We start from the raw sequence: 12,624 nt of genomic DNA, 5'->3' as shown, positions 1-12,624 counted from the left end.
ATCATCATAAGTTAATTTCATAATAAAAACACCCCAAAAGTTAGATTTTTCTGTCTAACTTTTGGGGTGCAGTTCATTCACAACTGGCGTTTATTTTTTAGGATGTTGGTTGGTTAGGTTCAATCCCCAAGGAACAAGATTTTCAGTCTTATTCTGGATACGTGTGATATTATCCTTATGCCGAATGATAATCAAACTAGCCAGTGCTAAGATAATAGCGATGAAGAGAGGGTCATAATTGCTCAGGATAAAACCAAAAAGTGGAAAGAGTAGAACTCCGATGACAGCCGCGATAGATGCTGTGACACTAGATAGCGAAATCATACTACCAAGATAGAGGGTTCCAAAGAAAACAACTGCAAGGTAGAGGCAGAAGACAGGCGCAAATCCGAAAATCACTCCCGCACTGGTTGCGACAGCCTTACCACCCTTAAATCCTGCAAAGATAGGGAAGGTATGTCCAATGACAGCCAAAAGTCCAAAGATAAGAGGCGAAACACCTTGAAGATGAAACATAATCGGAAGCAGTGTTGCTAGGGTTCCTTTGAAAAAGTCAATCACAAAGGTCGCCATACCTGCTTTCTTGCCTAAAATGCGGAAGGTATTGGTTGTTCCTGTGTTACCAGAACCATGCTCTCGCAGATTTGTCTGAAAGAAAATTTGTCCAATCCAGAGACCAGACGGAATCGAACCCAGCAGATAGGCTAGGATTAATAAAACTATTGTAATCATACTCCTATTATATCATGAAATGAAGAAGAAAGGCAGAGAATCTCTTCTGAAATTGTTACATCGGAGAAAGAAAAATTTTGCAAAATCCTTGGAAAACTTGTAGAATAGTAAAGATGAACGAATAGGAGGTTCCTTGTGTCAAAAAAGGAAATCAATATTAACAATTATAATGATGACGCCATTCAGGTGCTAGAAGGGTTGGATGCGGTTCGAAAACGTCCAGGGATGTATATCGGATCGACCGATGGGGCAGGTCTCCATCACCTAGTCTGGGAAATCGTCGACAATGCAGTTGATGAGGCTTTGTCTGGATTTGGTGACCGTATTGATGTCACCATCAATAAAGATGGCAGTTTAACGGTTCAAGACCATGGTCGTGGGATGCCGACGGGTATGCATGCTATGGGAATCCCAACAGTTGAGGTTATCTTTACCATTCTTCACGCCGGAGGGAAATTCGGTCAGGGTGGCTACAAGACATCTGGTGGTCTCCACGGGGTTGGTTCTTCTGTTGTAAATGCTCTGTCTAGTTGGCTGGAGGTTGAAATCACCCGTGATGGTGCAATCTACAAGCAACGTTTTGAAAATGGTGGAAAACCTGTCATGACTTTGAAGAAAATCGGTACAGCGCCTAAGTCTAAAACAGGTACCAAGGTTACTTTTATGCCTGATGCGACCATCTTTTCTACGACAGACTTCAAGTACAATACCATCTCAGAGCGTCTTAATGAATCAGCCTTTCTCTTGAAAAATGTGACCTTGTCTCTAACGGATAAACGCACAGATGAGTCTGTTGAGTTTCACTATGAAAATGGGGTACAAGACTTTGTTTCTTATCTGAACGAAGACAAGGAGACCTTGACGCCAGTTCTGTACTTTGAAGGGGAAGACAATGGTTTTCAAGTGGAAGTAGCGCTTCAGTACAATGATGGATTTTCAGATAACATCTTGTCCTTTGTTAATAATGTTCGCACCAAGGACGGTGGAACGCATGAGACAGGACTCAAGTCTGCTATCACTAAGGTCATGAATGACTATGCGCGTAAGACGGGACTTCTCAAGGAAAAAGATAAAAACCTTGAAGGTTCAGACTATCGTGAGGGACTAGCGGCCGTTCTTTCTATCTTGGTTCCTGAAGAACACCTCCAGTTTGAAGGACAGACCAAGGACAAACTAGGAAGTCCACTAGCTCGCCCAGTTGTGGATGGCATTGTGGCGGATAAGTTGACCTTCTTTCTTATGGAAAATGGTGAATTGGCTTCTAACCTCATCCGCAAGGCTATCAAGGCGCGTGATGCTCGTGAAGCGGCACGTAAGGCGCGTGATGAGAGCCGAAATGGTAAGAAAAATAAAAAAGACAAGGGCTTGCTGTCTGGGAAATTGACCCCAGCTCAGTCTAAGAATCCAGCTAAGAATGAACTCTATCTAGTCGAGGGAGATTCTGCCGGAGGTTCTGCCAAACAAGGCCGTGACCGCAAGTTCCAGGCTATTCTACCTCTTCGTGGTAAGGTTATCAATACAGCCAAGGCCAAGATGTCGGATATCCTCAAAAATGAAGAAATCAACACCATGATTTATACCATTGGTGCGGGTGTGGGGGCTGACTTCTCTATTGAAGATGCCAACTATGATAAGATCATTATCATGACCGATGCGGATACCGACGGTGCCCATATTCAAACCCTTCTCTTGACATTTTTCTACCGTTATATGCGTCCGCTAGTTGAGGCAGGACATGTCTATATTGCCCTTCCGCCTCTTTACAAGATGTCAAAAGGGAAAGGCAAGAAAGAAGAAGTGGCCTATGCTTGGACGGACGGAGAACTAGAAGAACTCCGCAAACAGTTTGGTAAAGGTGCTACACTCCAACGTTATAAAGGTCTTGGTGAGATGAATGCGGATCAACTCTGGGAAACAACTATGAACCCAGAAACGCGTACCCTTATCCGTGTCACTATCGAAGACCTAGCACGCGCAGAACGCCGCGTCAATGTCCTCATGGGAGACAAGGTCGAACCACGCCGTAAGTGGATTGAAGACAACGTCAAATTTACGCTGGAAGAGAGTGGGGAGATGGTGTTTTAGGGGGAAGAATGTATGGATAAACAAAAATTGATATCTTTTTTCTTTGACTTTACTGGAATGGATTTGGACAAGCTTTTAGAGGGGCTGGGAATAGATGAAAAACTTGAAACCCAAAAAATTCAAAATGCAGTAAACGATTTTGAAAAATATATATTGGTAAGACATGGAGAAAATCCTAGTTATGAGGGTATAGCCAAATTATGGAAGGAAAATCAAGTTTCTGAAGAGCTTATAAAAATTCGGTATAACTTGAATAGTAAATATAAAGATTATGAAGAATTTAAAGATCATCTCAAAACAATGATTAGTAGCCAAGACTTTAATCCTGATCTGTTTTTTGAATTGATGGATGAATTTGAAAAATGTTTGTCTGATACGATACTTGATCTTTCAACACTCTCAAAATCTGATGTTGCGCTACATAAAAAATTGCATGAAGATACTAGGGATGAAATCGCTATTTTTTCAGAACAAAGTAGCAAGCAACATCAGGAACTTTTAGAGGTGATTAAACAAGTGCAGAGTCCGGATATTTCAGATTTTGATTGGTATTTTGAAGCTGTCGAGTTAGAAGATCGTTCTGTTAACTGTTATGAATTGAAATCTCAGTATAAAGATTTAGTATTGAAGGATGTCAAATTTTGGTATGTCAATAAGTTATGGAAAGAGAGACTTGAAGGCGAAATTGACCGAGCTTTAACATGGATTGGATTTATTGAAGATGACATAAAGATTATAGATGAATTTTCTGAAAAGGGCATGCTAAAAATCTTAGGAGATAAATATGTTACCTTGTATCAAAAATATAATTATCAGACTATGAAAACATGCTTTGAACGTTTAAATTTCAGAGAGCACTATCTACAAAGTAAAGCTATTTTTGAAGGTCTGTTTTCCGATGGAACCTCATATAAATGGATTGTGACGAACAAAGCCGAAATAGGGGATATTAAAGTTGGGAGTAAACTTTCTAATACAGATGTAGAGGGTTTCAAAAAATTCTATACTCTTGATTGTGTTGGCGGACCAGCACAATTGGTGAATGACTTTTTCTATGAAGGGAAAAGTCTTCTAGTTATTGAAGGAACTTTGAAAGGTAATAAAATTTATACTGTATTTGAATTTACGACTTCAGGTCATGCTAATACAAGAAATTTAATTCCGAGCAGAGCTCAATCGTTATCCGATGAAGATGATAAAATTATTGAATTAATAGAAAATTCAATTAAAAAAGGTCTGGATTATGATCTGAATAAGTTTATTGATTATAGTAGTCTATCCAAGATGAAGCATTACTTTATTGAACCTTTAGATTAAAAACTTTTTATATATCCTAGTATCTCACCCCAAAAACAAGAAATTCTACCTGAAGAATATCTTGTCTGGGGGAATAGAGGCTGGGACAAAAGTCTAACCTTAAATATAAAAAGCGAACAAAATGAGATATCTGAAACTTAAAATCCTGTTTTTGTTCGCTTTTTTGTCTAATTTATTGATTTTGAAATTTTATAACAAAGAATTCCTAAAATCAAAATCTTTTTGTCCCAGCCTCTATTGGAGTAAAATACGAGTATTTAGATATGTTCTGAATTATTTTAGGTCAAAAAATTAAAAATACATCATTGAAAGAGGAGTTTTATGAAAAAAGAATATGAAATCACGAGTTTAACTGTACGCAATTTAGAAAACAACGAATTCTTCTAACTTCTATCTGAGAGCAAGGACGAGTCAGTGGCTTTTACAAAAGCCAATAAGTCTGAGCAGGTTTACGTAACAAAGCTTGGAGATATGGAAAAACTTCTTGAGACCTTGTAAGCTGGTTTGCACCATTCCAAGGCCAGTCAAATGGTGGTTAGTCTGGAAGCGTCTAATCGTGAGCATGATGATGCGCTTTCTACCTTGACTAGTTTGGTCAAGGCCTTCTCTTGTGTCAAAGAGGCAGGTAGCAAGGAAACTTACGACAAACTCAGCAAACTTTTCAAAAATTATGCTTGGTTAACGAGTATAAGCTGCGAAAAGGAGACAGAAGCTATTAACCATTTGCTCAAGGATCTAAAAGATACGGACTACCAAACTGCTCTTGCAACCCTACATTTGACAACTCATATAGAAACCTTGACAAAAGCGCAGTCTTAGTTTGAAAAAGCATATAAGGAGCGCTTGGCTGAGCAAAAAGGCAAGGCACCTAGTCAAAACAAGGAAGTCCGTGCAAAACTACAAGAAATCTATGACTTCCTTGTGGATTTTACTGCAATCAACGCCTACGCTTATCCTGAAAGAACTCACGTGGTCAATCTCCGCGACCACCTCAACACCATCCGCAGCCGCTACAAAAAATGCAAACCTGCTATGAAGGTAACGGAAGCAGTGGGGAGTGTTAATTAAGTCTGATAGATTTGGAGGAATAGAAGATGATTATCAGACCTGCAAGCAGAAAAGATTGTCAAGCTATTTATAGCCTTTATCAAAGTGAAAAATGGCTTTCTTTTACAGAGGAAAAAGTGACATCTCTATTTTCAACAAATCTGTCTCATTACTTGGTGATTGAAGAGGACCAGAAAATTCTTGGCTTTGCCCGTTATCTGACGGATGAAGTGATGACGACCTTTTTAGCTGAAATAATTATTGATAAATCCCACCGCAGAAAAGGACTGGGACAGCAGCTGATTGAGGAGATCCACAAAAAATATCCTTTGACACGGATTGAATTAATATCTGAAGCAGATGGATTTTATCGGTCAATAAGTTTTAAGCCTGTTGGTACAGGATTTAGAAAATCTGAATGAAAGGAGACAGCCAAGCCTGTCTAGACTTTGCTTTTCAGCAAGCTGGCTTGTCAGAAGTTTACTCTTTTACATTCTTACTCAATCAACTTTCGCAAAAAGTCATGCAAAAACTGAGCATGGAATTTGTCAAAGAATTTGATAATGAAAAAGTTCCAGCAGACAGTCCACTTTATAGACATGTCCTCTACAGAATCAAGAGTTTCCACTAAAAAGGCAGGTATCAACATGAGAGCTGAAACAGAAATACTTGACGTGATTTTACAAACAGCTAAAAAGTTACAGATTTATGCTGTGGCACTATCTGGTTCACGTACAAACCCTAATGCCTCAACAGATGAGTTTCAAGACTATGACGTTGTCTATGTTGTGGACGATTTAGATAATCTGACGAGTGACCTTTCTTGGTTGACCTATTTCGGAAAACGAATCATCGAGCAAGAGGTTGTTCTTGGTAATCGTCGTCTCTATCTCATGCTCTTTGAAGATGGCAATCGTATTGATTTGACTCTTTGCCCAAAAGAACACATTCAAGAGTGGGTGGATAGCGAGGCTGATTATACAGTTTTGAAAGATGAGAAAGGCTTGTTTGAGTTCTATTCTCCCAGTCCTCAGCGTTTCTGGATGAGTCCAGCTAGTGCGTTAGATTTTAAAAATTCCTGCAATGAATTTTGGTGGGTATCAGCCTACGTTGTCAAAGGGATTTGTCGCAATCAAACCATCTATGCGACCGACCATCTCTACGGTATTTGCCAACAAGAACTCTTAAAAGTCTTAGCTTGGCAGGTAGCAAGTAATAAGGGAACAGTAGACGTCGGCAAGAACTACAAGTACCTCTTTAACAATTTACCTGCTGAGAAAGAAAAGGAATTCTCAAATCTGCTTGATTTCTCAAGTAGTGATAAAATCACTCAATCCTTGTTTGCTACGATGGAACTTTTCCACCAAGAAGCTCAAAGACTTGCTCAAAAGCTGGGCTTTGCCTACGATAAGGAAGTGGCTGAGAAGATGATTGAGTATGCTGAGGAAAAAGTAAAGGAGTTTGGGAATAACTGGAAAAATGAAAAAGCGAGAGGAGAAGATTCATGATTGAAAAAGTGGAACGTCTCATTACAGAGATTAATCGTATTCATAGAGAATATTCTAAAGATTATTTTGAAACGGGTAAGGTGGAAAAAATTAATCTCAAGCATACCTTTTTAAAAGTTCCGACGAAAGCGATTTTGGCCTACCGTCTGAATTTACATGAGTCAATTAATGACTATCTGATGAAAGCGGATGTCCAAGATATTGCCTATGTTTATCGTGTCAAAACTTCTGAGTCTATTTTAGATAAAATTACACGTTTTTCAGAGCGTCAAGAGGGCTATCCTGTGAATTCCATTCTTAATGATATTTTTGGTGCTCGTATGATTTTAAGTTCCAAAGAGATAGCTCAAGTCATGGAAAAATTAGACGATTGGCAAGAGAATTACGGACTAAAAAACTGGTATTTACGTGATAAAGATGGCTATGTCGGTATTCATATCTATTTTAAAAATAAAAGTAATTTTTACTACCCATGGGAACTCCAACTTTGGGATAAGAAAGATGTAGATAGCAATATAGCCAGTCATATCAAGTATAAACGAGGATTTGTGGAGTAGACATTTCAATTGGAAATGACGATACAGGAATTGGATAAAACTCACTTACTCTATATTTTTTCTTTTTCCAATAATATTTACTCTCCATTCTTCGAAAGGAGTTGAACACGCTCTAAATGCTATGTGAAAACTAACTGAAGCAACAAATTTCAAACACTTTAAACTACAGAAAGGATAGTTTAGTTACTTATCGTAACTGAACACGGGACTGAGACTTAGGAAAAAAGAGAAATCTACTTGGGTTCATTGAACCCTGTATCGATTTCCTGTTTTTCTACAGAAATTTTCGGTAAGCCGAATCGTCCCTTTGTATCTTATGTCTAACATTCAAAATATGTCCCTGGAGGACATCATGGGAGAGCGTTTTGGGCGCTACTCCAAGTACATTATTCAAGACCGGGCTTTGCCAGATATTCGTGATGGCTTGAAGCCGGTTCAGCGTCGTATTCTTTATTCAATGAATAAGGATGGCAATACCTTTGACAAGAGCTACCGCAAGTCGGCCAAGTCTGTCGGTAACATCATGGGGAATTTCCACCCCCACGGTGATAGTTCTATCTATGATGCCATGGTCCGTATGTCACAAGATTGGAAAAATCGTGAGATTTTAGTCGAAATGCACGGTAATAATGGTTCTATGGACGGGGATCCGCCTGCGGCCATGCGTTATACCGAGGCTCGTTTGTCTGAGATTGCAGGCTACCTTCTTCAGGATATCGAGAAAAAAACCGTTCCCTTTGCTTGGAACTTTGACGATACGGAGAAAGAACCAACGGTCTTGCCAGCAGCCTTTCCAAACCTTTTGGTCAATGGTTCTACTGGGATTTCGGCTGGTTATGCCACTGACATTCCACCTCATAATTTGGCTGAGGTTATCGATGCGGCGGTTTACATGATTGACCACCCAACAGCTAAGATTGACAAGCTGATGGAATTCTTGCCCGGGCCTGACTTCCCTACAGGAGCTATCATCCAAGGTCGTGATGAAATCAAGAAGGCGTATGAAACTGGGAAAGGGCGTGTGGTCGTTCGTTCTAAGACTGAAATTGAAAAGCTAAAAGGTGGTAAGGAACAAATCGTTATCACTGAGATTCCTTATGAAATCAACAAGGCTAATCTAGTCAAGAAAATCGATGATGTTCGTGTTAATAACAAGGTAGCTGGTATTGCTGAGGTTCGCGACGAGTCTGACCGTGATGGTCTACGTATTGCTATTGAGCTCAAAAAAGACGCTAATACGGAGCTTGTTCTTAATTATCTTTTCAAATACACTGATCTGCAAATCAACTACAACTTTAATATGGTGGCGATTGACAATTTCACGCCTCGTCAGGTTGGGATTGTTCCAATCCTGTCTAGCTACATCGCCCACCGTCGCGAAGTGATTTTGGCTCGTTCCCGCTTTGACAAGGAAAAGGCTGAGAAACGTCTCCATATCGTTGAAGGTTTGATTCGTGTGATTTCAATTTTGGACGAAGTCATCGCCCTTATCCGTGCTTCTGAGAACAAGGCTGACGCTAAGGAAAACCTCAAAGTTAGCTATGATTTTACAGAAGAGCAGGCTGAGGCTATCGTTACCTTGCAACTTTATCGTTTGACCAATACAGACGTAGTTGTCTTGCAGGAAGAAGAAGCAGAACTTCGTGAAAAGATTGCCATGCTGGCGGCTATTATCGGTGATGAGCGGACTATGTACAATCTCATGAAGAAAGAACTTCGTGAAGTCAAGAAGAAATTTGCGACTCCACGTTTGAGTACTTTAGAAGACACAGCAAAAGTAATTGAGATTGATACAGCTAGTCTGATCGCTGAGGAAGATACCTACGTCAGCGTGACCAAGGCAGGTTACATCAAACGTACCAGCCCACGTTCCTTTGCCGCTTCAACGCTGGAAGAAATTGGCAAGCGTGATGATGACCGTTTGATTTTTGTTCAATCTGCCAAGACAACCCAGCACCTCTTGATGTTCACAAGTCTTGGAAATGTCATCTATCGACCAATCCATGAATTGGCAGATATTCGTTGGAAGGATATCGGTGAGCATCTGAGCCAAACTATCACAAACTTTGAAACGAACGAAGAAATCCTTTATGTGGAAGTCGTGGATCAGTTTGATGATGCGACAACTTATTTTGTAGCTACTCGTCTCGGTCAAATCAAGCGTGTAGAACGAAAAGAATTCACTCCGTGGCGGACCTACAAGTCTAAGTCAGTTAAGTATGCTAAGCTAAAAGACGAGACAGACCAGATTGTAGCAGTAGCTCCGATTAAACTGGATGATGTTCTCTTGATTAGTCGAAACGGATATGCCCTTCGTTTCAATATCGAAGAGGTTCCAGTTGTTGGTGCCAAGGCTGCAGGTGTCAAGGCTATGAACTTGAAAGAAGATGATGTCCTCCAATCTGCCTTTATCTGTAACACCTCATCTTTCTACCTCTTGACTCAGCGTGGAAGTTTGAAACGTGTTTCCATCGAGGAAATTCCAGCAACCAGCCGTGCCAAACGAGGATTACAAGTTTTACGTGAGTTAAAAAACAAACCACATAGAGTTTTCTTGGCAGGTGCAGTTGTAGAGCAAGGATTTGTAGGTGATCTCTTCAGTACAGAAGTGGATGGGAATGACCAAACTCTGCTTGTCCAATCTAACAAAGGAACAATCTATGAAAGCCGATTACAAGACTTGAATTTGTCAGAACGAACTAGCAACGGTAGCTTCATCTCTGACACGATTTCTGATGAAGAAGTTTTTGATGCCTATCTTCAGGAAGCTTATACAGAATTTGAATCTAAGGAATGATAAAAAACAATGAAAAGCTTTGCATTGAGAAATTTGTTAAGCCATAGATTTAAGACTTGAGTTTGATTATATATACAAAAACGAACAGTTCTAATTCCCAACTGATAGGGACTTAATCCTGGTCGTTTTCTTGTTTTTATTGGCATAGACCGCTCGGTGTTTAAATGTGAAATTAGTAACATATGGGCAACTATACACGTTTTCCTAATAAAAAATAATAATTTTTAAGAAAACAATTGCATCTATAATATTTTTATGTTATACTTTTGTTGTTTAAAGAAAGCGCGTTCTATAAATAGTTTATTCAAATATAAAAGGAGTTTTGTATGTCTCAAAACAAACAAGATAAAGGATTTCGTTTTTCTATTCGTAAACGTAGCGTTGGAGTATGTGGCGTTGCCATTGCAACATTTTTACTAGGTTCTGGACTAATTTTTCAATCAAATGTAGTAAAAGCGACAGAGCCGAGTGTAGCTGCAGTTGCTGGTGAAAATATTGCTGCTCATAAACCTGCGAGTCAGAGTTCAATTGCTTATGGAGGAGATGCTTCTAGAGCAGTTGACGGCAATCGTGATAACGCATGGAGCCACCGTTCTGTTACCCATACAGATTTTCAAGATCATTCTTGGTGGAAAGTTGATTTAGAGAAAGAAGAATCAGTAGGAACTGTTCGTATTTACAATCGTGGAGATGGGGATGTAGCAAATCGTTTATCTAATTTTGATGTTATTTTATTGGACAAAGATGGAAATGAAGTAACTCGTCAACACATCGATAGCTTAAACAATCAACCAACAGTTGATGTTCAATTCACTGGAGTGAATGCACGATATGTTAAAGTGGAGCTAAATAATTCAAAAACACCACTTAGCTTAGCAGAGGTGGAAGTGTATCGTTCTGCACAAGAAAAAGCAGTGACTAACACTAAATCTGAAAGCAAAGCAAAAACAGACTTTACTGCAGAACTAAATAACTATTTATTTGGTTTAAATTACGATAAAACAAATATTTTAACTAGACGAGGCGAGGCAATAGAAAATTACACGAATACAAGCACAAAACAACAAGGAAATGAATTTGTGGTTGTAGAAAAAGTGAAGAAAAACCTTTCTAATGGTTCTGCAGATGTTGCCATTAATGGTAACGGAGATATCTTCTTAGGTGCTTTATTTAAAGCAAATCAAGATCTCCTAGAAAATAAACCACAACAAATTAGCTTAGATCGTAGCAAAGGTAGAATTAGTGTTGATTTACCAGGAATGGTAGGCGGAGGTAGCTATGTAGATGCTACTCCAACTGCAAGTGGTATGCAGGAAGGTGTGAATACCTTGTTAAATCGTTGGCATGAAAAATATGCTGCGAAAAATCCTGCTCCAGCACGTATGCAGTACGAATCAACTTCTGCTTACAGCATGAATCAATTGAAAGCAAAATTCGGAAGTGATTTTGAAAAAGTCGGTGTTAATTTGAAAATTGACTTTGAGGCTGTAAACAAGGGTGAAAAACAAGTTGAAGTTGTTGATTTTAAACAAATTTACTATACTGCTAACTTTGATGCTCCAAAAAATCCATCCGATGTATTTGCACCAGGAGTAACGGTTGATCAATTGAAAACACGTGGAATTGATGAAAAAACACCTCCGGTATACGTGTCAAGCGTTTCATACGGACGTCAAATGTATGTCAAATTTGAAACAACAAGCAAGAGTACAGAGTTGAAAGCAGCGATTAATGCTGTCATCAAAGGGGTGCCTATTAAACCAGAATCTGAATGGGCGCGTGTCTTGAAGGATACAACTGTAACAGTTTCAATCGTAGGCGGAAATGCTGATGGAGCTGCACATGTTGTGACAGGTAATGTAGAAGATTTGAAGAAGTTGATTCAAGAAGGAGCTACATTTAGTACACAAAATCCTGCTGTTCCAATTTCTTATAAGACTGCATTCTTGAAAGATAATCAAGTAGCCACAATTCAAAGCAATACAGACTACATTGAAACTAAAGTGACTTCATACAAAAATGGTTATCTTAATTTACAACATAAGGGAGCTTATATTGCTCGTTACTATGTTTATTGGGATGAAGTAACTTATGATAAGGATGGAATTGAAAGTATTCGCTCACGTCAATGGGAAGATAATGGTAAGAACAGAACAGCTGGCTTCCAAACTGAACTTCAATTTAAAGGAAATGTACGTAATGTACGTGTGAAGATTCAAGAAAAAACAGGTCTTGTTTGGGAACCATGGCGTACAGTTTACAATCGTACAGACCTTCCTCTTGTTCAAAAACGTACAATTATTAACTCAGGTACAACACTAAGACCAAAATACGAAGAAAAAGTTGAAAATAACTAGTTTTTCACTTGTAAAAGGAATCAGTTCTAAGAGCTGGTTCTTTTTCTTTCTAATACTCCTCCGTAATCAAAAATCAACAAAGACAGTCAATTATTTCTTATCAATCCATTGATTAGCATTCCAGTTTATCCTATCTACTTTTTGACTTTTGTATGTTTCCCTAAAAATGGAGTTTTAGGTCAGCCTTTTGAAGAAAAATTTTTAATGGGGTGAAAATTGGTAAA

General features: G+C 39.0%; 8 protein-coding genes and 2 pseudogenes. 9 read left to right on the top strand and 1 reads right to left on the bottom strand.

All coding sequences use genetic code 11. From position 1 onward, the window contains the following. Positions 1-90: 90 nt before the first annotated feature. On the bottom strand, positions 91-732 hold the full coding sequence (gene plsY, locus N8M09_RS10075) for a glycerol-3-phosphate 1-O-acyltransferase PlsY (RefSeq protein ID WP_101776742.1): 642 nt from the start codon (positions 730-732) through the stop codon (positions 91-93). A gap of 135 nt (positions 733-867) precedes the next feature. Between plsY and parE the strand changes: the two genes are divergently transcribed. From parE to N8M09_RS10030, 9 genes and pseudogenes are all read left to right on the top strand, one after another. After that, positions 868-2,817 carry a DNA topoisomerase IV subunit B gene (gene parE, locus N8M09_RS10070; protein ID WP_261065067.1) on the top strand — a complete coding sequence of 650 codons (1,950 nt, stop codon included), beginning with the start codon at positions 868-870 and terminating at the stop codon, positions 2,815-2,817. 12 nt (positions 2,818-2,829) lie between these two features. Beyond that, complete coding sequence (locus N8M09_RS10065; protein ID WP_261065066.1) at positions 2,830-4,134, top strand: hypothetical protein; 1,305 nt, start codon at positions 2,830-2,832, stop codon at positions 4,132-4,134. 321 nt (positions 4,135-4,455) lie between these two features. Continuing rightward, positions 4,456-5,202 (top strand): annotated as a pseudogene (locus N8M09_RS10060) (DUF6261 family protein). A gap of 26 nt (positions 5,203-5,228) precedes the next feature. Further along, on the top strand, positions 5,229-5,603 hold the full coding sequence (locus N8M09_RS10055) for a GNAT family N-acetyltransferase (RefSeq protein ID WP_261012664.1): 375 nt from the start codon (positions 5,229-5,231) through the stop codon (positions 5,601-5,603). Positions 5,604-5,611: 8 nt separating this feature from the next. Beyond that, positions 5,612-5,812, top strand: a pseudogene (locus N8M09_RS10050) (GNAT family N-acetyltransferase); the annotation flags it as partial. 16 nt (positions 5,813-5,828) lie between these two features. After that, on the top strand, positions 5,829-6,689 hold the full coding sequence (locus N8M09_RS10045) for an aminoglycoside 6-adenylyltransferase (RefSeq protein WP_261065065.1): 861 nt from the start codon (positions 5,829-5,831) through the stop codon (positions 6,687-6,689). Next, on the top strand, positions 6,686-7,246 hold the full coding sequence (locus tag N8M09_RS10040) for a nucleotidyltransferase family protein (protein WP_261065064.1): 561 nt from the start codon (positions 6,686-6,688) through the stop codon (positions 7,244-7,246). Before N8M09_RS10045 ends, N8M09_RS10040 begins: the two co-directional genes overlap by 4 nt. A gap of 316 nt (positions 7,247-7,562) precedes the next feature. Further along, positions 7,563-10,043: a DNA topoisomerase IV subunit A gene (parC, locus tag N8M09_RS10035; protein ID WP_261065063.1), complete on the top strand. Its 2,481-nt coding sequence runs from the start codon at positions 7,563-7,565 to the stop codon at positions 10,041-10,043. A gap of 326 nt (positions 10,044-10,369) precedes the next feature. Beyond that, the gene (locus tag N8M09_RS10030) at positions 10,370-12,400 is read left to right on the top strand and encodes a thiol-activated cytolysin family protein (protein WP_261065062.1); all 2,031 of its coding nucleotides are present in this window, start codon (positions 10,370-10,372) and stop codon (positions 12,398-12,400) included. The last annotated feature ends 224 nt before the right edge of the window (positions 12,401-12,624 follow it).

Origin of the sequence: Streptococcus mitis (assembly GCF_946190375.1) — a bacterium.
In the GTDB taxonomy this organism is placed as follows: Bacteria; Bacillota; Bacilli; order Lactobacillales; family Streptococcaceae; genus Streptococcus; species Streptococcus mitis_CJ.
Note: the sequence above shows the minus strand (reverse complement) of the source record. Positions and strands in the feature narration are given on the sequence as shown.